At 45.3% G+C, this 20,450-nt stretch carries 17 protein-coding genes and 2 pseudogenes; 3 read left to right on the forward strand and 16 right to left on the reverse strand.

All coding sequences use genetic code 11. The features are described 5' to 3' along the window. The first annotated feature begins 44 nt into the window (after positions 1-44). Both M1D72_RS04245 and M1D72_RS04250 read left to right on the forward strand, forming a co-directional pair. The gene (locus M1D72_RS04245; RefSeq protein ID WP_456294643.1) at positions 45-2,402 is read left to right on the forward strand and encodes a fatty acid cis/trans isomerase; all 2,358 of its coding nucleotides are present in this window, start codon (positions 45-47) and stop codon (positions 2,400-2,402) included. A gap of 138 nt (positions 2,403-2,540) precedes the next feature. Further along, positions 2,541-2,792, forward strand: a complete 252-nt coding sequence (locus M1D72_RS04250; RefSeq protein ID WP_456294644.1) for a DUF2999 family protein — start codon at positions 2,541-2,543, stop codon at positions 2,790-2,792. Positions 2,793-2,871: 79 nt separating this feature from the next. On the opposite strand, the gene mtgA is transcribed toward M1D72_RS04250, so the two are convergent. The 16 genes and pseudogenes from mtgA to M1D72_RS04330 all read right to left on the reverse strand — a co-directional run bounded on the left by mtgA (position 2,872) and on the right by M1D72_RS04330 (position 18,552). Continuing rightward, a complete protein-coding gene (gene mtgA / locus M1D72_RS04255; protein ID WP_456294645.1) occupies positions 2,872-3,636 on the reverse strand; it encodes a monofunctional biosynthetic peptidoglycan transglycosylase in 765 nt (254 codons plus the stop codon). 124 nt (positions 3,637-3,760) lie between these two features. Then, positions 3,761-5,077: an MFS transporter gene (locus M1D72_RS04260; RefSeq protein WP_456294646.1), complete on the reverse strand. Its 1,317-nt coding sequence runs from the start codon at positions 5,075-5,077 to the stop codon at positions 3,761-3,763. A 200-nt stretch (positions 5,078-5,277) separates the two neighbouring features. Continuing rightward, positions 5,278-7,158 carry a methyl-accepting chemotaxis protein gene (locus tag M1D72_RS04265; protein WP_456294647.1) on the reverse strand — a complete coding sequence of 627 codons (1,881 nt, stop codon included), beginning with the start codon at positions 7,156-7,158 and terminating at the stop codon, positions 5,278-5,280. A 659-nt stretch (positions 7,159-7,817) separates the two neighbouring features. Continuing rightward, a pseudogene (locus M1D72_RS04270) lies at positions 7,818-8,405 on the reverse strand (glucosamine-6-phosphate deaminase). 80 nt (positions 8,406-8,485) lie between these two features. Then, a complete protein-coding gene (locus tag M1D72_RS04275; RefSeq protein ID WP_456294648.1) occupies positions 8,486-9,193 on the reverse strand; it encodes a PTS transporter subunit EIIC in 708 nt (235 codons plus the stop codon). Between the two features lie 154 nt (positions 9,194-9,347). Continuing rightward, the gene (locus M1D72_RS04280; protein WP_456294649.1) at positions 9,348-9,686 is read right to left on the reverse strand and encodes an NAD(P)-dependent oxidoreductase; all 339 of its coding nucleotides are present in this window, start codon (positions 9,684-9,686) and stop codon (positions 9,348-9,350) included. Between the two features lie 8 nt (positions 9,687-9,694). Next, positions 9,695-10,267, reverse strand: coding sequence for an NAD(P)-dependent oxidoreductase (locus tag M1D72_RS04285; protein WP_456294650.1), 573 nt, complete (start codon positions 10,265-10,267; stop codon positions 9,695-9,697). Between the two features lie 4 nt (positions 10,268-10,271). Next, positions 10,272-11,003 carry a class II aldolase/adducin family protein gene (locus tag M1D72_RS04290; protein WP_456294651.1) on the reverse strand — a complete coding sequence of 244 codons (732 nt, stop codon included), beginning with the start codon at positions 11,001-11,003 and terminating at the stop codon, positions 10,272-10,274. Further along, positions 11,003-11,803 (reverse strand): amino acid ABC transporter ATP-binding protein, encoded by an 801-nt coding sequence (locus tag M1D72_RS04295; protein WP_456295602.1) that lies wholly within the window; start codon positions 11,801-11,803, stop codon positions 11,003-11,005. The genes M1D72_RS04290 and M1D72_RS04295 overlap by 1 nt, the downstream gene beginning before the upstream one ends. Before the next feature lie 126 nt (positions 11,804-11,929). Further along, positions 11,930-12,529: pseudogene (locus M1D72_RS04300) on the reverse strand (amino acid ABC transporter permease); the annotation flags it as partial. 101 nt (positions 12,530-12,630) lie between these two features. Beyond that, positions 12,631-13,431, reverse strand: a complete 801-nt coding sequence (locus M1D72_RS04305; protein WP_456294652.1) for a transporter substrate-binding domain-containing protein — start codon at positions 13,429-13,431, stop codon at positions 12,631-12,633. Positions 13,432-13,524: 93 nt separating this feature from the next. Further along, positions 13,525-14,592 (reverse strand): isopenicillin N synthase family dioxygenase, encoded by a 1,068-nt coding sequence (locus tag M1D72_RS04310; RefSeq protein ID WP_456294653.1) that lies wholly within the window; start codon positions 14,590-14,592, stop codon positions 13,525-13,527. An 11-nt stretch (positions 14,593-14,603) separates the two neighbouring features. Next, positions 14,604-15,458, reverse strand: a complete 855-nt coding sequence (locus tag M1D72_RS04315) for a sugar phosphate isomerase/epimerase family protein (RefSeq protein ID WP_456294654.1) — start codon at positions 15,456-15,458, stop codon at positions 14,604-14,606. A 51-nt stretch (positions 15,459-15,509) separates the two neighbouring features. Further along, a complete protein-coding gene (locus tag M1D72_RS04320) occupies positions 15,510-16,418 on the reverse strand; it encodes a dimethylarginine dimethylaminohydrolase family protein (protein WP_456294655.1) in 909 nt (302 codons plus the stop codon). Between the two features lie 15 nt (positions 16,419-16,433). Then, positions 16,434-17,657 carry a M20 family metallo-hydrolase gene (locus tag M1D72_RS04325; protein WP_456294656.1) on the reverse strand — a complete coding sequence of 408 codons (1,224 nt, stop codon included), beginning with the start codon at positions 17,655-17,657 and terminating at the stop codon, positions 16,434-16,436. An 85-nt stretch (positions 17,658-17,742) separates the two neighbouring features. Continuing rightward, positions 17,743-18,552 carry a helix-turn-helix transcriptional regulator gene (locus M1D72_RS04330; RefSeq protein ID WP_456294657.1) on the reverse strand — a complete coding sequence of 270 codons (810 nt, stop codon included), beginning with the start codon at positions 18,550-18,552 and terminating at the stop codon, positions 17,743-17,745. Between the two features lie 289 nt (positions 18,553-18,841). Here M1D72_RS04330 and M1D72_RS04335 point away from each other — a divergent pair, with 289 nt between their 5' ends. After that, entirely contained in the window at positions 18,842-20,383 is a 1,542-nt protein-coding gene (locus M1D72_RS04335; protein WP_456294658.1) for a ParB-like protein, read from the forward strand. Positions 20,384-20,450: the final 67 nt, after the last annotated feature.

The raw sequence follows: 20,450 nt of genomic DNA on the forward strand, positions 1-20,450 counted from the left end.
GATATCTCTTATACTAAAAACTCCACTCAACTTTTGGTAATCCAATGAAATTACGCCGGCTCGTACCTCTTTTATTGATTCTCTTCTTCGCTGGCTGCGCGGGTTTTGCAGCCATTAATTACGATCAACTTTTCGGCGAGCAAGTCGTTCGTGATCGTCAAATGCCTTTTGAGTCTCCTCAAGCGAGTCATTTTCTTGATGAAGTTAAACCGATTATCGATAATCGATGTGTCGTGTGTCATGCCTGCTACGATGCGCCGTGTCAGCTAAAAATGTCCTCCGTTGAGGGGATTGATCGCGGTGCAACAAAAGAAAAGGTCTATCACGGTACACGGCTTACCGCGTCAAAACCCACTCGCCTATTTGAAGATGCTCAAACAACTGATGAGTGGCGCGCGCTCGGGTTTCACCCTGTATTGAACGAGCGCGACCAAACCGCGCCCGTCAATATGCAAGCTGGGCTGATCGCACGGCTATTAATGCAAAAAGAGCAGCATCCGCTTCCTCAGCAAGATCAACTTGAAGGGTTTGATTTCTCGATTGATCGTGACCAAATCTGCCCCACAATTGACGAATATGAACAATACCAAAGTGATAACCCAACTTGGGGGATGCCTTACGGAATGCCGAATCTGGCTAAAAGTGAGTACAATACGCTACTTCGCTGGGTGGAAAGTGGCGCCCAAATGAATAACCATATTCCTCTTAGTGTGATGGAGCAATCTCTGGTCAATGAATACGAGACGTTCTTAAACGATGATTCACTGAAAGCCCAGCTTTCAGCGCGTTATATCTATGAACACCTGTTTTTGTCCCATCTCTATTTCTCCGAGATAAAACAACAACGACCGCGCTTTTTCACCTTAGTACGTTCAACCACACCGCCGGGTCAACCGGTTGACCGAATTGCAACTCGCCGTCCATACGGTGATCCTAAGGTCGAGCGGGTTTACTATCGCATCATTCCAGAACAAGCTTCAATTGTTGATAAAACACATATGCCATACGCGCTCAATGCCGCGCGAATGAAGAAATGGCAAACCTTGTTTATTGATAGCGACTATAGCGTTGAAAAGCTGCCAAGTTACAAGCTTGAAGTTGCAGCGAACCCAATGACGTCATTTATCGACCTTCCAGTCAAATCGCGCTTTAAATTTATGCTCGATAACGCACAAAATACCATTATGTCTTTCATTAAAGGGCCAGTGTGTCGTGGGCAATTAGCATTGAACGTCATCAATGACCGTTTCTGGGTGTTCTTTTTAGATCCCGACAAATCAGATATTCCGGAAGTTAATGAGTTCTATCGTTCGCAAGCAGATAACCTACAGATGCCAGGCGAGTTAGACAGCAACGCCCTACCCATTCATAACTGGGTGACGTTCTCAAGTCAGCAGGCGCGTTATCTCGAAGCCAAATCCGACTTCACCAACAATTGGTTCAAAGATGGAAAAAATCTAACCACTGATATTATTTGGACTGGAAACGGTAAAAACCCAAATGCAGCGCTTACCGTCATTCGTCACTTCGATAGTGCTTCAGTGGCTCAAGGTTTAGTGGGTAAACCACCCAAAACAGCCTGGGTTCTCGATTATGCGCTTCTCGAGCGTATCCATTACCTGTTGGTGGCCGGTTTTGATGTTTACGGCAACTTTGGTCATCAGCTGATCACGCGTATGTTTATGGACTTCTTACGTATGGAAGGTGAAAGTAATTTCTTGACGCTCTTGCCACGCGCGGTACGTCATGACGAACACGCAAGTTGGTATCAAGATCAGTCACCACAATTTAGCCAGTTCTTGCAAAGTAACGTGAAGCCATTTGATCAACCAACACAAGTCAAATATACCACGACCAATTACAAAGCCGAGCTCTATCAGATGCTACAAGATAAGCTCTCTCCTGTTTTAAAAGATCGTTACAATGTGGTCGATACAGGCCTCAAGCCTGAAAACCAAGCGCTACTTCAGCAAGTAGACAATATTCAGGGTAAAGGGCTGGTTCACCTGCCGCAAATCATGGTGATGATGGTCAAATCTCAATCAGGTGACGATCAGCTCTTCACATTGCTGCACAATAATGCACATACCAATATCTCAAGCTTGTTCGATGAAGAGAGTAATCGTGATCCGGCAAATGATGATTTAACGTTAGTGCGAGGCGTTCTTGGCAGTTATCCTGCGGCATTTCTAAATATCGAAGAGTCACAGGTTCCAGCGTTAGTCCACGCCCTTCAAACACTGAAAACGGAAAATGATTACGTTAAACTGCTTGATCAGTTTGCCGTTCGCCGCAGTTCACCAAACTTTTGGTCATTCAGTGATCGTGTCCACCAATGGTATCGCCACGATCAACCTGTTGAGTTTGGATTGCTTGACTACAATCGGTTTGAGAATCGTTAAACCAATAAAAAGGTGCGGACACGGCTTCGCACCTTTTTACTCATTTATTGAAATGGAGGGGCCTAGATTCCCCCTTCATGGCTTGGGTGCTAAACTGCTTGGCAACCGACATCACACTATAGATTAAAAGGGAACACCATGAATCCAATTATCGCGATGCTAAAAGAAAACAACATTAGCGATCAGCAAATCCATGAAATTTTTCAAGCATTAACCCAAAATCCACTTGCCGCAATGGCGACCATCAGCCAACTTGGTCTGCCACAAGAAGATCTGCAAAAACTCATGGGTCAAGTGATGCAAAATCCAGCATTAATTAAAGAAGCCGTAGATGAACTTGGCTTGGATTTTTCAAAAGTTGAAGAAGCGAAGCAAAAACTTCAGCAATAAGTCCAGCTCTACTAACCAAAAGGCCATGACGATAAATCGTCATGGCCTTTTTTCTACCGCTTAAAATAAGCGGCTACCATCACCAAGCAATACTTCCAAGATTTTGCATCTGCCGGCGAACCCATTTCACTCGCTGATACACATAATTCGTCATGGGAACAGGATGAATTTTATAAGGGTTAGGTAGTACTACCGCTAACTGCGCGGCTTGATATGACGAGACCTGTGCTGCTGAAATACCAAAGTAATGCTGACTGGCCGCTTCAACACCATAAATACCCGGCCCAAATTCCACGACATTCAAGTACATTTCCATAATGCGCTCTTTGCCCCATATAAGCTCAATCAGCAGCGCTAAGTACAACTCGTACGCTTTACGTAGATAGCTATGGCTTGGAAATAAAAAGACATTCTTGGCCGTCTGCTGAGTGATGGTACTCGCCCCACGAGAAGGCCCCCCATCGCCACTGGCTTTAAGCACTTTCCATAATGCATGCACGTCAAGCCCCCAATGCTCAGTAAACCGCTGATCTTCTGAGGCAATGACCGCTAAAGGTAGTGAGGGAGAGATAGATTCGATGGGTACCCATTGATGCTTACTGTGCTCGGGATATCCTTGTGGCGGAAAAAACGTACGCGCTATCTCCCATCCCCAAATGGGTGGGTTGACCAACTTAAGCAGTAACACCAGCACGATGGGTAAACCCAACACCACGGCTAACGTCGTCAACAGCCAACGCTTGACACGCCGTTTTAGCTTTTTAACAGCGCCGATGTTGGTGCGTTTCTTTTTTTTATGCTTTTTCGCCACGAGTTTACTGTTCGCCCTTTTCATCGTGTTCATATTTCGAACACTCAGTAGACTACAAATCTGTGTTTCCGTTGTCTAATTTTTGTCAAAAATGCCTAAGGTTATCGTTCGACAATAGCCCGCTTAAACGTTGATTTGCTGCGAGTCGTCCATTGGCTTATGCATTCACATTAGGAAGTTGCCTTGCCATCCAGACCCCACCAAGGACGATCACAGCCAGCAGTAACACTAGGCTTGAAATGCTCATCCATTGAGTTAAAAGCCCTAAAAGGCTCATGATGAGTAGCATGACGCCGATGACCGAATTACTCACAGCGACATAACGAGTACGCTTGTCCCCTTCTGCAATATCAACAAGATAAGTTTTACGACCAACTCGAACACCATCGTGGGCAATACATACAAAAAAGTATAAAACCGCGACCAACGAAGAATAGTATTGCCAAGTTGATAGCCACTGATCGCAAACAAACAGCACGATTCCAAACACGGCGCACATGCTAGCACCAAGCATCATGACACTGCGACTTGAACGGTCTGCCATTGCGCCCCAAAACGGCCCGGCGACGAAGGAAGCTAAACCACTGGCGAACATAAACAGTGCCAGCACCCATAATGCACTCCCTTCATTTTTTTGCGCGAGTAAAAGATAGTAAGGAGCACTTAATGCAGTTGAGAGAAAGAGAGTTCGAGTGATCAAAAAACGGCGAAATACAGTATCGGTTTTAATCAGAGCGAGCTGTTTGAAGGCTTCAGATAAGCCATTGCGCGCCCCCTCCACTTCCCCTCGATACTCATTAATCTGAGCATAGATCAAAGCGGCAACCAGCCACACTAAGCCAGCCAACATCAAACTGATAGCGTAAAACCCTTCACTTTGTCGCCAGTGCCAAAGGTTAGAAGTCGCGAGCAATGCCGCTAGCCCGATCGTCACCAGACCCGCGGCGCTTGAAGACCAACCATTGGCTCTTCCCCGCTGATTTTTGGGTACCGTTTTGCCAAGCACATCTTTCGCCGCAACCGAATTTAAACCACGTGACAAGCTAAACACCGTCAGTACAGCGATCACAAGCCAGCCCGCGATAACGCCCTGCAAATTAAGGGCAATCACTCCAATGGCCACCACACACAATGCTTGAAGAAGACTTCCACTAACCCACACCCATTTGCGAACCGGTAAATGGCGAATATAGTGCGCAATGGCCAACTGTGGTACTAGAGACCCTGCTTCGCGAATCGGAACAAGCCAACCAATAAGGAATAACGGCGCACCGATACTTTGCATGATCCAAGGCAAGGTGACCTTGGGGTTAATCAATGCATCCCCCAATTTGGTGAAGAACTGAGAGTAAACGATTTTTACGAAGTTACCTGGTACCACTTTGCACGCGGATTCAGGGATGGCTTTACAAGCTCTAGCATCTTCATCGTTCACGAGCTTTTCGTAGATGGCGTAATTAAAATCTGGCTTCATGTACTAAATTGCGTCCAATCGATTAATACCGCCCATGATAAAACCTCAAAACCGCCGCGATATCAATATACAATCGAAGATTCATCACCCAAATGAGTGATGAACGTCCTCATTCTGCAGTCAACTCCGTTCGAACAGAACTCAGTAAGAAAATTAAGCTCAATGATAGGGCCAGTGGAATGCCGGCCCTTTTCATGCGATCAAATTTTAAAAAACTTGAGCTCATGGCGCTGAGACTCAGCTTGCTGCGCGAGCTCAGATGAGGCTTGCAGAGTTTGGTGGATCGCAGCCACATTTCTATTTACTAAATCAAAGGTGTGAGTGATCGATTGTGAGATCTCCTCTGTCACCGCAAACTGCTGTTGAGAGGCGGTGGCCACAAGCGCATTAATATCAGAAATGGATTGTGAAGCCGTTGCTATATCTTCAAACGCCGCTTTGATTTGATCGGCTAAGACCACAGAGTCTTCAATAAGCTCGACATTCTCCATCATGTTTTTGTTTGCAACCGCGGATTGTGCCTGCAACTTTTCAATAATTTTTTGGATATTCACCGTCGACTCCTGAGTACGAGTGGCAAGAACGCGGACTTCATCAGCAACAACTGAAAATCCTCGCCCTTGGTCACCCGCCCGAGCCGCTTCGATAGCAGCGTTGAGCGCCAATAGGTTCGTTTGTTCAGAAATATTATTGATAACCTCAGTCACGGTGCCAATCTCCTGTATAAACTGGCTGAGTTCATTAACGATTTCTGCAGTGTCAGACACGGAGATATTAATTCGACTGGTCAGGTCAATACTGCTCTCTAAGGTGTTTTTGCCATTTTCGACACTATTTTGGGTTTTTCTGGCTTCTTCCTCTGCTAATACGGCTTTGTTACTGACTTCTTCCGAAGTCGATGAAAGCTCATTGATCGCTGTCGCAACCTGTTCCATTTGTTGTAGTTCATGTTGGGCGTTGTCTTGCGTTTGGCTCATAACAACATTGAGCTCTTGAGCCGACGAAGACACATTTTCCGAAATACCATGAGAGTTTTTAATCAGCGCTGATAATTGACCTGACAAATTTATCAGCGAAAGGTAAATGCCCGTCTCCCTTCCGGTTTTTTCTCGTTTTTGAGTTAAATCCCCCGATGCCATCACTTCCATCAAGCTCGCAATATCGTCAGGTGCACCGCCAACTGGTGCCAATACCATCTTGTTCATAATCCAGACTAAAATAGCGGCGGCGATGATCAGACAGATAAAACCGGTCAACGCGGTATAACCAAGTTGCGCATTGGCTTGTGAGTGAATCACACTATCAGCAATGAAGGTGACAAAACTCCAACCATTGATATCAATTTTGGACCAAAAAACCGTAAAGTCTCGCTCTTCGCCATCAACCTCTACGGAATAACTTAATTCCGGACTACTTGGACTGAACTGCTTGTATAATGGGCGTTTTTCAAACATGTTCGCGCCAATAAAATCGTCATATGGAGCAACCAAAATGGTGCCATCATCGGAATATAGAAAAAGATTTTTCTTTTGTTCTAGGTCGCCAACAACGGCATCAATCTGGACAATGGTGAACAGTGACACCGTGGTGTTGATTTTTTTGATGATGGCAATCACAGTGTTGCCGGTTGAGGAAGACACATAAGGCTTAGAAACGTAAAAATCGTCACCTTTGTTAAAGACCGCATCATAATACGACCGATTACTCTGTTTAGCGTTGGTTGGCATCACCTCGCCATCACTGTTGTAGATAGTACCGTCTCTCGTCAGAATAAAGATCGCATCACTGAACGCTTTTTGTGCCCGCTGAATCGCGTTCATTTGATGAACGACATGAGAAGCTACCTGCCCATCTTGAATATCACTCTCTGATAGTGATAAAGCACCAAGCTCGCGTCGATAGCTTTCAAATTTTTCGACCAACCGAGCTTCGATGGTTTGATTTTGCTCTCTGAGCAGCTCTTTATACTGATAAACACTCTCGCTGCGAAACGAACGATAATCTAATGTTGCCAATATGATAACAATGGCGGCAACGAGAAGGCTCAGAGCCCCGATAGTCTGAAGTTTGAATTTACTCATAACTGTCTCTACTGATGATTTAATGGTCTAAATAAAAGAGGAATAACCTATTTTTATCGATTTAAAGCAGATAACTTTCTTTATTAGAATGATTGGTGATGAATTATTTAGCGGATAAGAGCATCCTAATATGCAAGGATATTGATACCGATTGGTCATCCTTGTTGATGAAGAAAAACTTTTTTATTTGTAATCACCACTTTTTAGTTTAATTATTTTTACCCTCGAATCTAATAATAAATGACGAATAAACGTTCAATTTTTTCAATAATTAAAAATAATGGATAAAAATCACTATACGCTGCAACAAAAAAATAGAATAAACATTCAAATTTTTACGATATACGATATACGATAAAATCGATAGACTACACAGAAAATTTCAATATGCAATAATCAACTGAGTAAGCCGTATTATTTATGATACTTTTCATCTAATTTTTGTAATGGACACTCATGAAAAGTCCGTGACTTTTAATATTGACCATCGTGAGGAAAGAATTTCTAAAATGATATAAGGGGGGATAAGTTGAAAAATGGTTAGCTTATTTATTACTGAGTATTTATTCTATTTCATTGAAACACGAGATTTATATTTCTCGTGTTTTTTAGTCTCTTCACAACGTAATTAAGATTATTTTCTAGCGAATGAGCACGTTTTATTCTTCATTCGCTAACGACCTGAAGTATTTTAGTGTTTTTACTTTAAGTTCACTGGTTGCCTCTTCATCGCAAACAAACGTAGCACAAGGGTGCCATTGAAGAGAAGATATGGTCCACAAGTGATTAATCGCCCCTTCAACAGCATGGTGTAAAGCCTTCGCTTTATTGATTCCTAACGCCAAAATTAGAACTTCTTCAGCATCAAGCAATGTGCCAACTCCAATGGTCAGAGCTTGTTTAGGTACGCGAGTCATATCACCATCAAGAATATGCACATTTTCTTGAGGAATATCGATATGGTTAAATAATTTTTCAAACATGAACGTTCAGTATGATTCTTTTGCATCACGAGGAATGCCTACGTACTCATCCATATTAAATGTCACAACATACTTAAAGCTAACATCACCATTTTCATAGTATTTTATTAACGATTTATAGGTCGTAAGCGGTGTCCCTCCCGTCGGTAAACCAAGAACAAAAGGACGTTCTTCTGAAGGTTGGAAGATATTTATTTTTTCAACAATATATTTTGCAGTCCATTGCCCTACATCTTCAGGTGTTTCTAAAGGGATTAATTTCATAATATTTTATCTTTGAGTTGAAATGGGAATATGTGAAATTAGCACCCCAAATTAATTAGGGCACTAATAATATGAATACGTTAATTTTGATTAATACGGTCAGCAAGAAATTGAGCTTTAGCGCCAAATACCACTTGAACACCATGACTACCGACGTTGATGACTCCCATCGCCCCGACATCTTCCAATCCTTTCTTATTAATCAGATTGGTGTCTTTAACTTCAAGACGTAGACGAGTAATACACGCGGTCACTGAGGTTAAATTTTCGCGCCCTCCAAGAAAATCAATCACGAAGGTAGTCAGTTGCTCATCGCTGAGGTTGAGTTCTTCTTTGTCTTCGTCAGTACGTCCCGGCGTCTGAAGATTATGTTTACGGATAACGTATCTGAATGTGAAGTAGTAGACCACTGCCGTAGGGATGCCAACAATGACGGCTGAAAGATAGTTGGTTTCAAAACCATTGAACGACGGCATGATGCCTAACGTGACATAATCAATAAAGCCCGCAGAAAATGATTTTGCTAAATGCGCATCAAGCAGATACATCAGCATATAATCTAAGCCTGCACATACTGCATTGAAGAGATACAGCAAAGGAGAGATAAAGATAAACGTAAATTCAACAGGCTCAGTAATCCCCGTCAGGAAACAAGTCAGCCCCGCAGAAAACAGTATACCGGCTGCATATTTACGGTTTTTGGTTTTGGCTTCATGGTACATAGCAAGACACGCCGCAGGCAAAGCAAATAGCATCAGAGGGAATTCACCCTGCATAAATTTACCCACACCGTTGTCCTTAGAATGTAACCAGAGTGATACATTTTAAGTCATGAGGGTTAACCGCAATATAAAACATTGCGAGAAACCGATAGTTAGAGAACCGATACCAAGCGATGAGTGGCTGACTTTTTGATGTGATGTTTCTATTTTATCCGATGATTTAATTCTTACGCTGACCATGTGTGGGCAAACCGAGACGAGAGTATCGCGACGCCACACTCGAAATTTGCTGCACCATCACCTCAAAACTGGCGCTGGATGCAATATGTGGGGTAATGACCGCCTGTTCCATCTGCCAAAGTTTGCTCTCTGCAGGTAAAGGCTCTGCGGCAAAAACATCAATTATCGCGCCTCGTAAGTGTTGAGTTTCAAGCAAGGAAACCAGATCCGCTTCAACCAAATGCTCGCCTCGCCCACAGTGAATCAACGCAGCCTGTTTGGGGAGTTTAGCCAGCGTACTTTGGTTGAGAATACCCTTGGTATCGGTGTTTAATGGCAATAAATTGACTAGTACATCAGCCCTTCAAGTACATGGTCGAGTCCGTCTAATCCAGTAAAACACAACACACCATCAAGGGACTTTTTTGAACGTGACCACCCCATCACCGAATAGCCAAACTTGGCCAACTCCGTTGCCACGTAAGCCCCAATCTCTCCCAGTCCCAGCACACCGACGGTCAGTTCTTTCGCCGCGCGTTGCTTTGCTCTCTGCCAAACCCTTTGGCTCTGTAACTGCTGGTAGTGGTCGAGATCACGCTGGTAATAAAGCACGCCCCACAACACATATTCGAACATGCCGCGTTTTTGTTGAGGATCGATAATCCGCTCTATCTCAAGACCCGAATCAAGAAGCGGTCCCAGATTATCAACCCCAGCGCCCAGTGAATGTAAGCATTTTAGGTCGGGAAAGTCCTGTAGCAGACTTTGGTGTGGGTACCAACACGCGGCGACCTCAGCACGCGCAGCCCGAGGATCATCCATTGCTACCCACATCACCTCACTCTGACTGGCTGCCGCGTGTTCCAATAGTGTTCGGGTGTAATCAGGGGGATGAGTCGAAATCAAGACCACAGGTTTCACAACGTTAATCCTTGTATGTTGGGTCGATACGATCCAGTTTACGCAGCCAAGCTTGCCATACCACGTGCCGTTCATGGGCTACCTTTTGGAACTGCCCTGAAACATAATCGGCTAGCTGATCAGGAATCTGATTAATACTAGAAAGCCCCGACATTTGCCCCGTTGCCAGCTGAATTTCACACGCTTTGTTGAGATAAAACATGACTTGGAATGCATCAGCGACTGTTTCACCGACACTCAATAACCCATGATTTCGTAATATCAACGCCATATTGTCACCCAATGAAGATTGAATACGTTCGCGTTCTTCTAGATTGAACGCCACACCTTCATAATCGTGGTAACCGATTTGGTTGTGAAATTCAGCGCTGATCTGATTTAAGTTCAGCAAACCGCTATCACATGCCGCCACCGCCATGCCAGCCAGCGTGTGGGTGTGAATAACACAATGTGCATCATCACGCGACATATGGACAGCACTGTGAATGGTGAATCCCGCAGGGTTGTACTTAGCATCACCACTTATGATTTCACCGTTTGCATCGACGACAATCAAATTGCTGGCGGTCACTTCATCAAACATCAAACCGAATGGATTGATCAAAAAACGTGGCTCTCCATGACCTGGCAAGCGCACCGAAAAGTGCGTATACAACGTGTCTTCCCAGCCAAGCATCGCCGCCAATCGATAGGCGGCAGCTAAATCTTGACGCAGTTGTTGCTCTTCATGACCCATTACGCTGCTCTCCCCATAAATTCTTTTACTCGTTCAAAGTTCTGGTTGTCATTGTGCCTATCTAGAATCTCACATGGCGGTGCATCGACAGCAACCACACCATTTTCCATCATGATCACGCGGTCAGATACTGACAACGCAAAGTCCATTTCATGAGTCACAATGATCATTGTCATGCCCTCTTTGGCTAAATCTTGAATCACCTTGAGCACTTCACCCACCATCTCAGGGTCAAGTGCAGAAGTCGGCTCATCAAACAGCATGATATCGGGTGACATAGCTAGCGCCCTTGCTATGGCCACACGCTGCTGCTGACCACCTGATAATTGATGCGGATATTTATTGGCGTGGGCAAGCAATCCGACTCGATCAAGCAAAAACAGCGCTTGTTTTTTGGCATCATCGTAAGAGTCAGCTTTGCCATGATAGCGCGGCGCTATCATTACGTTGTGCAGCGCTGTTTTATGAGGAAATAAATTAAATGACTGGAACACCATACCGATACGTTTAATTCCCTCTCGAATACGACGTTGATTCGGCAACACTCCTCCTTTGATGTAATCCTCTCCGTACAACACGATTTCGCCACCGTCGATGGTCTCTAGCTGATTAATCGTACGTATCAAGGTGGTTTTCCCTGATCCAGAAGGCCCTATGATGCTTAGAACTTCTCCAGGTTTAACATTGAGATCGATTGACTTCAGCACTTGGTGACGACCGTAAGACTTACTGATACCTTGTAATTCAAGCGCGTTGGGGGAGCCTTTCTCAACCTTGGGGAGTACACTGGCCACCGCCATGGCTTGGTGGCGAAGCTGTTCACACTGCTTGGAAGACAAGGTTTCCGGTGAGCGTGAAGGAATGTCCATTTTCTTTTCAGCCCAATGCAGTACCGAGCCAAAAATGGTGACGATCGCCACGTAGTAAACAGCAACTGCCAGTAAGGTTTCCATCACTAAGAAGTTTTGCGAGTACAGACGTTGACCCGTTTGCAGTAGTTCGGGTAAAGAGATGGCAGAAACCAGAGAACTGAGCTTAATGATGGTCACAAACTCATTAATCATCGCGGGCATCGAAACACGTATTGCCTGCGGAATCACAATAATACGTTGAATACCTAAAAAGCCGATGCTCAGTGCATGCCCAGCTTCTCGCTGACCTTTGGCCACCGACAATAGCCCACTACGATGAATTTCAGCCATGTAGGCCGCTTCTGTAACCACCAAACTAACCAATCCAGCGATAAACGGTACCCCAAGATAAGGCCCTGTGGAGGGAAATAGCTGTGGCATGTTATACACAAACACTAAAACCACCAGCAGTGGCACGCTACGAAAGAACCACACAAAAGATGACGTAGGCAGTGATAACCACTTGTTTTCTGATAGTTTCCCGCAAGCAATAACAAAACCAATGACGGCACCCAATGCCCATGCGAGAGTGCTTAGCACGACCACCGTCACGCAGGCCTCATAGAACGCAGACATTGTAAATAACGAAAAGAAATATTCCCAATCTAAACTCATTGTAACTCCGGCGGTTTTAACTCAGATCAAGCGAAACTTGACCCTAAATACGAGACGGTCCCCTTGCCTATCGAGATAACTGAATCGACAAGGGGAAGGCCTTAGTTTTCAACAGGGGTCAGATCGTATTGTTTAATTAAGTCATAATACGAACCGTCGGCCTTGATCTCAGCAAGAGCGGTTTCTAACTGAGATTTAAGCGGCGCATTGTCTTTCTTGACGTAAATGCCGAGGGTCTGAGGGAACACCAAATCTTCGGAACTGACTTTCACGCGACCTTTAGTACGTTCGACAAACATCTGAGCCGCACCGGCTATTTCTAATTGGGCTTGGACATTTCGTGACATGAGTGCCTGAGTGACTTCTGGTGCGGTTGGAAATTCTTGAACGTGAATCGGCTCCAGTCCTTTAGGCGTGCAATAAGAATCAGACAACTCATTGAGAGCCTTAACCCAAGTTGTTCCTTGCTGTAAGCCGACTTTGACACCGCACAAATCGTGCTCAGTATTCGGTTCGATATCACTGCCCTTCACCACCATAATCGACGCGCCGGTACGAGCATAAGGAATGGCATCAGCTTTTTTAACACGGTCTGGAATGATGTACATGCCTGAAATCACTGCATCAAACTTATTCGAGCTCAAGCCTAAAATGAGCCCTGTAAATTTGTTGTCTCGAAAACTGTAGTCAAGGTCCATTTTATCTGCGAGAAGTGCGGTTAAGTCAGGATCGAAGCCGACCACCTTATCACCATCGTATGACTCAAACGGTGGATAGGTTATTTCCATACCCACGACAAATTTGCCATCGTTGATCGTATTGGCGGCAAGTGCGTTTGAGGTGCCCATACCTAGACTTGTGGCGAGCATCACGCCAGTGAATAATGTTTTGATTCGTTCCATGATTGATCTTCCTTGTGACTGTAATGAATAACTGAACGGTCAGTTAAATAACTCGAGTGTTTCTCGAGCCTATTTGTAATTGTGCACGTCGTTCTAGGCGTTACTCGTAGAGCGATTGCTGCGGTGTTTTTTCAAATGCCCAAACGTGGCAACTTCCGTTGCGCGCGGCGGTAAGCTAAGTTCTCCTTTTTCAACCTTTTCTCTCAGATAACGATAAGTCTGCAGAGCCTGACTATACATGTGTTCACCAATGCTTAACTCTTTGTATTCGCTCTGACCATCATCAAACTGAGGTAACGGTTTAACTAACGTGTCGTAATCACACGCAAAAAACAGTGGGAAAGAGTAACGCTCGTGAGCGACTTTTCGCACGCGATGTGACGTTGCCACAAATTGCCCTGCGGTTAACACTTCCAACATATCACCAATATTGATGACTAACGCTTCTTCATCGCCTTGCTTTATCGGCGGAGCATCAATCCAGTCGCCATGGTCATTCATGACTTCCAGCCCTGGCTGATCAGGCAATAGCATGGTAAAGCATTCATAGTCGGTATGCGCTCCGATACCTGGGCGGTCTTCCACCTCTCCGTCGTATGGGTAGTGGATTAAACGTAGCTTGGCTGGAGGGCATGTCACCATCGGTTCGAAGTATGCTTCGTCTAGCCCTAGCGCGAGCGCAAAACCCGAAAACAATTTACGCCCAAGGGCAAACACTGTGGTGTAGTAATCTAAAATGGGTTGACGAAATTCATCAAGATCTGGCCATTCATTTTCACCAATTAACGGCGTGTTATTGAGGACATAAGGGTTATCTTTTGGTGCAGGAAACCCCACATCGTAGGCTTCTTTGTTGTCCGGTTTCCCAGTTCCGTAGATTTCCTCGCCTTCCGGAACAAACCCCTTGTGCGTTTTAGAGCTGCCAATGTAGTAGCGCATTTTTTGTTCAAAAGATTGCGCAAAAAATCGCTTGGCAGCCTGACGCAATCCATCAATCGTCTGCGCTGGAATGCCGTGCCCAGTGATATATAAAAAGCCAACCTCACGGGCTGCTTTGCCCATTTCATTGGCAACTTGCTGACGCTCAATGAGATCGTTACTAAATAGTCCTTGTACATTGATCACCGGAATCTCGGTAAACGTACTCGTTGTATTAGTCATGGTTCCATCCTTTATAAACGCACTTTACTGTCAATAAAGCGCTTAAAATGCGCACGCTCTTCCTCAGCAATCCAGTCATTTAATGACCATAAGTCGGCAACGGGCACATCGGTAAATGGTAAATGATGCAGGTAGCCGTCAGGGCCAAACTCTGCGGTCATGGTGGTTATGGCTCGTCCATTATCAAGGTGGAATTGCCACACTTGTTGCCATAACTGTTGGTGAAAACGCAGCGTCGCTTGATATTCAGGCGCGCTTGGATGTGGTACTTGAGCACCTTGGTCATAGCCAACTCGCGCTTGAATGTGAAACACGCGCTTTAAATAAGCGGTTAAGTCATCCTCTGGGCGATCCAACAAGCGTTCACAGACCAAAAACCAATGACTGATATCCATGGTAAACATCATCTCTGGCACTCGTTCCATTAGCTCTAAGGTAACCCAAGGGCTGTATAACGATGATCCTCGATGTGTTTCAAAACTGCAGACAATATCGGCCTGCTTAGCGAGCGCCACAGCGCGATTAAAAAAGGCCACTTGAGTTTCCATCGGCCAGCGATCGTTACCAGCCAGCACATTGACAAACTTAGCGTTGAGCGCTTTAGCGTATTCAAGTTGAGTTTCGAGCACGTTTAAATGCTCCTCAGGCGTTTTACTCTGGTCGGGAATCACATCGCCGCCAGTAAAAATGATCGCAATATAACCAAGCCCTGTTTGCTCTAAGTGGTGCTTAAACTCAGCACGCTTTTCTGGGTCAACCATAACTCGCGCTTCAACGCCATCAAAGCCGACTTGTTTCAGTTTGGGCGCAATGGAAATCAAAGATTCATTCACGCCCCACAAGGTTCGGTAAAATTCAAGCTCCATCTCAATATCCTTATCACGCGTTGCGTACGCGATCTTTCCTTAAACTGGTGATTATTTGTCGTGACGTTTCAACGCCTGACACATACAGTGCACACCGCCGCCACCTTTGGTGATCATCGCGATGTCTGGGTCAAAGACCGTCAGCCCTCGCGCATTGCATGCTTGCTTGAGAGCAATACTTTCTTCAGGAATCAATACCCGTTCATCCCCAAGCGACACAATGTTGCAGCCCAATTCCATCGCCTGTTTATAAGGAATGTCGATAATGTCGATATGTTTGCTTTTCAGCCAGACGAGTAATTCATCAGGTACAACAGCCGTACAAACTGCAGCCAACTTTTCAGCGACCATCACGCATTGCACGTCCATATGTAAAAAGTGCGAATCAAACTTAACCGCAAAAAACTCCCAGCCTTCTTTTTCAAACCAGCGTTTAACCTGTTGAAGCCCCGCTTCACTAGTCCGCTCTCCCGAATATCCACACAGCACCACGCCTGGCTCAATCAGCATAAAATCACCGCCTTCAAAACACCCTGCGGTTACAACATCGTAAATCGGAATACCCGCTTGCTGGTAAAATTCGATAGCAGTGACCCATTCGCTGCGACGCCAAGGGCTGTACATCTGGCTAATGATTGGTCCCCAAGGGGTCATCACTGAAGAATCACGAGCAAAAATGCTGTATGGCTGTTCCTCTTTTGCGCCGAGAAAATGGACGTTCACATCCGCTTGACGGTAGACATCTAACATTTCGTTGTATTGCGCTTTAGCCACTGATAAGTCATAGCGTGCACCCGCATTAACATGGCGGCGCGATGTCGAATTACCCGTACGCCACTCATAAAAATCAATCGGACCGACAAGGACTTCCTGTAAACGTCCTGTCTCTGAATAAATGCCCCAATCTGATAGTGGATCAGTGCCCCCTTCTAGCTGGCGCCTGCGCAATGGAAAAGTCATCGTTGATAAATCCTTTTATTCTGAAAGTTGAATTAAGCTATGAAGCAGAACATTGGTGCCCGCGACTAACTGCTGAGGCTCCGCATGTTCTTTTTCGTTGTGAGAAATACCGTCTTTACACGGCACAAAAATCATCGCTGTCGGCCCAACGCTGGATAAATACACTGAATCATGCCCAGCCCCAGAAACAATTGGCATGGAGCTAAGCGCCAGTGCATCTGCCGATTTCTGAATGGCTTGAATACACTGGGGGTCAAACTCAACGGCGGGCGATTGCCATAAAACATCAATCTCAGTAACCATCTCAGGTGTCGCTTTATCACACAACTTCAGCAGGTCACCGCTTAGCGCATCAAGTTCAGCCTGGTTCGGGTGGCGGACGTCCAACGTAAACGTCACACTTTCTGGAACCGTATTGGGCGCTGATGGGTATGTGGTAATTTTGCCAACAGTCAGACGCGCCGCCTCACCATATTCACCCGCTTTCGCGAACAATAAATCCATTATCTTGACCATGCCTTGAACCGGATCGTTACGCATTGCCATCGGTGTGGGACCTGCGTGTACTGACGATCCCTTCAATGTGATTTGATACCAATTCATACCTTGAACGCCGGACACCACACCGATGGTGGTCTGCTCGGCTTCAAGTATCGGCCCTTGCTCGATATGCAGTTCAAGCGAAGCCTTGAATTCAAAAGCTTGGCACGTATCGGTTCCGAGTTGATGCGTTTCACGTAAGGCATCTAAATAGCTCACACCCTGGTCATCAAGCGACGCATACACTGCCTCTTGGGCTAACTTTCCAGCAAAGACCCCAGAGCCAGACATCGCCGGGCTAAAGCGAGCGCCCTCTTCATTACTCCACACCACTATCTCTACGGGATGCGCGAGCGTTATCCTGTTATCGGCGAGCGTAGTCATGACTTCCAGAGCAGCAAGCACGCCGTATACCCCATCGTATTTGCCACCAGTAGGTTGAGTATCAAGGTGGGACCCCATTAAAATTGGCGCAAGTTGGCTATCCGAGCCCTCGAAACGCACAAACAGATTCCCCATGCTATCCAGACGTGATTGGCCACCTATCGCACGACACCATTCAAGAAAAAGTTCACGCCCCTGACGGTCAAGTTCAGTGAGAGCTTGACGATTACAGCCACCATTGGGCGTCGCGCCGATTTGCGCCATATCGCGGATGAATTTAAGAAGTCTTGATGAAGTTATTTTTAGAGCGTTCATTAGCTTGCCGCTGACTGTGTAGGATTAGTGACAGATTAGCGACAAGCGACTTACCGTGGCTATTACCCAATTGAGGTATAGACGGTTATTTGGGGAAATGGGAGGCAGGCTCGAGATTAACCAAATCATCAAAAATCTTGGCTAATAGCTCATGCTGAGAGTTAACAGCGAGTTTACTGTATATATTTTTTCGGTGTACACGCTCAGTTTCATAGGAAATGTCCAGTAACCTTGCCGCTTCTTTACTCGAGTACCCACGAATTAGGAGCTGCATTACTTGATTCTCGCGGGGCGTTAAAACACCAGAACCAAAATTATAGATATACTCTTTTACCTGCATGTTCGAATCACGTTCTGGTGGTAAATTCTGATTATCGTGCATTTTAACTGTTGAGCTTAATATTGGATAAAGCGCTCGTAACCGAGTCAGAACCCGCTGATTAAATTTAGCTAAGGTTTGGGTACGCCCGAGCGATAACAAATACACATCGCTATTTTTTCCTTGTACACAAAAGCACGTTTCATCAATTAACTGCGAAGGACGAAAATACTCCTCATAATAAGCGCTGTGATAAAAGTCGTCAGGTGCTATCTCATCGAGAGTTACCAACCCTTCATGGCCTTTATTTGCGCAATAATCGTAAAACGGGCTGAGTAGATAAGCGCCTTGCAGATAACGGTCCCATACCGCGATTTCATCCACCGCGAAGGAAGAACATAGTACGGTCGGCGCTTTTGACGGGTGATAAATCAACATCACATAATCATCAAAACTCGCGGCTGTGCGTAATAGATAAGTGAGCTTATCAAAGAAATCAGGTTGTCCAATTGACAAAATTAAATCAGCAATACCGTGGATGGTGGCATTATTCGCTTCTGAATGGTGATGGAGCATGCAAGTACTTATACTGAGAGTGTTGAATTTCTATTGCTCAACGTATCAGAAATTCAGTGCCATGTCCGAGTCTTTCTCTATTAAATACCACGCTTAAGCAAGACTCTTGTATTTCCAAAGCTTATCGGTGTAATCCTTTAACTAGGCGCCTTGTATTCCCATGCCCTAGATAAAAATTTACGTCTCGCTCTGTTCTCAAATAAGATTATTGTGCCTACCTTCACCGACTTGCAATATTTTCTCTATATTCTCGACTATCGAATTTATTCCACATATTCATAGAGGATTTATGTCTAGGAAAACAATGTTCGTCATCGGTGCGCTGACGATTTTGGCGCTGCCCGCTCAGGCTAACAGTGTGGCGCAGGGTGATGTTATTGCTGTGAGTTTGAACGAGTTGAAACCAACCCAACCCTCCGTTGGGTACGATCAAATCATGTATAAGCTAGGACGCTACCAATTTGATCAAAAGAAGATGTACGATGAAATTTGTGAAGCTAACGGTCAAAAAGGGGTGGAAAGTGTCAATGAAGATGCCGATCCAAATCTGCCCTCCACGTTTGCCTGTGAACTCAAAGTTGGTGAACGTAAGCAAGACATGAAAACCATCGTGATTGCACCCAATGGCCAATACTACCTGACCGATGGTCATCACACCTTTAATGCGTTTTATACCATGCCAAAGGGCGGTCCGTCTTTTCATGTCCATGTCGTTGTCGATAAAGACTATCGAAACTTGAACAATATGGATGCATTTTGGGCACAGATGCAAAAAGATGGCAATACATGGCTATTTGATAAAGACAATCACGCCATAAAACATAACGAGCTACCAACCTCGTTAGGACTGACTCACTTTGCCAATGACAAGTACCGCTCCCTGATGTACTTTTCACGTGATGTGGGTTGGAACAAGCCAACGCAGCCAGTTCCTTTCCTTGAGTTCTATTGGTCGAAAGAACTGCGCAAGCAGATCGATATCGACTCTTTTGATTTAAACTCACAACAAGGATACGCCGAGGCGGTTAACACAGTCAGCAACTACATTCTTTCTCTAAATACAGACAATGTCGGCGGCTCCAAACTTTCGGTCAAAGCGATGGGTCAGTTTGACTCATACCATCAAAAAGGCTTTGATAAACTCTTCAAGAAACGCGGAAAGATCGACTATATGCTGCGTTATAAAACCACATCAACTGGGAACGGCTTAAGCTACGATTTAACGTCAGCGCCCGCCCCAACCTTGAAAAAAGTTGATCCGTTTACGCTAGAAGCCAACGCCAGTTATAACGACTATCCACCGATTTCTGCTGAGGGTACCGTCAACGCAATTATCGAGATTCCAACAGGAAGCTCTGCGAAATGGGAACTGAATAAAAGCAGTGATAAACAAATCATTTGGGAGCAAAAGAACGGCGCGCCGCGCATTGTCAACTACTTGGGTTATCCGGGAAATTACGGTTCAATCCCTCGCACTGCACTACCGAAAGAATTGGGAGGCGATGGTGATCCGCTCGATGTATTGGTGCTAGGCCAGTCAATTCCGCGAGGAGAAGTGGTACCAATACGTCTTATCGGTGTGATGAAAATGCTCGATGACGGCGAGCAGGACGATAAGCTCATTGGCGTGCTAACCAATGATTCTCCATTTAAACACGTGACGTCGCTTGCCAACCTTCAAGCAGCCTTCCCCGGTGTTGAAAGCATCATCGGGACATGGTTTCAAAACTATAAGGGCGTCAACGGTGGCATGGAGCTTAAAGGCTGGGGCGACGAAACAGAAGCCAATGCCATTTTATCCTCAGCAAGAGAGCACTACGCGGCACGCTGATGAGTCATCACAAAAAGGCCAGCCTCTTAGGCTGGCCTTTTGGATTAGCTCTTACCTTCACACCCAA

The organism is Vibrio sp. AK197 (assembly GCF_053903115.1).

Bases quoted from the DNA above. Each gene is read 5' to 3' on its own strand.
- M1D72_RS04310 (WP_456294653.1), bottom strand. From the start codon at position 14,592: ATGACTAATACAACGAGTACGTTTACCGAGATTCCGGTGATCAATGTA.
- M1D72_RS04260 (WP_456294646.1), bottom strand. From the start codon at position 5,077: ATGAAGCCAGATTTTAATTACGCCATCTACGAAAAGCTCGTGAACGAT.
- M1D72_RS04265 (WP_456294647.1), bottom strand. From the start codon at position 7,158: ATGAGTAAATTCAAACTTCAGACTATCGGGGCTCTGAGCCTTCTCGTT.
- mtgA (WP_456294645.1), bottom strand. From the start codon at position 3,636: ATGAACACGATGAAAAGGGCGAACAGTAAACTCGTGGCGAAAAAGCAT.
- M1D72_RS04290 (WP_456294651.1), bottom strand. From the start codon at position 11,003: ATGGGTCATGAAGAGCAACAACTGCGTCAAGATTTAGCTGCCGCCTAT.
- M1D72_RS04295 (WP_456295602.1), bottom strand. From the start codon at position 11,803: ATGGCGGTGGCCAGTGTACTCCCCAAGGTTGAGAAAGGCTCCCCCAAC.
- M1D72_RS04305 (WP_456294652.1), bottom strand. From the start codon at position 13,431: ATGGAACGAATCAAAACATTATTCACTGGCGTGATGCTCGCCACAAGT.
- M1D72_RS04245 (WP_456294643.1), top strand. From the start codon at position 45: ATGAAATTACGCCGGCTCGTACCTCTTTTATTGATTCTCTTCTTCGCT.
- M1D72_RS04335 (WP_456294658.1), top strand. From the start codon at position 18,842: ATGTCTAGGAAAACAATGTTCGTCATCGGTGCGCTGACGATTTTGGCG.
- M1D72_RS04325 (WP_456294656.1), bottom strand. From the start codon at position 17,657: ATGAACGCTCTAAAAATAACTTCATCAAGACTTCTTAAATTCATCCGC.
- M1D72_RS04330 (WP_456294657.1), bottom strand. From the start codon at position 18,552: ATGCTCCATCACCATTCAGAAGCGAATAATGCCACCATCCACGGTATT.
- M1D72_RS04320 (WP_456294655.1), bottom strand. From the start codon at position 16,418: ATGACTTTTCCATTGCGCAGGCGCCAGCTAGAAGGGGGCACTGATCCA.
- M1D72_RS04250 (WP_456294644.1), top strand. From the start codon at position 2,541: ATGAATCCAATTATCGCGATGCTAAAAGAAAACAACATTAGCGATCAG.
- M1D72_RS04315 (WP_456294654.1), bottom strand. From the start codon at position 15,458: ATGGAGCTTGAATTTTACCGAACCTTGTGGGGCGTGAATGAATCTTTG.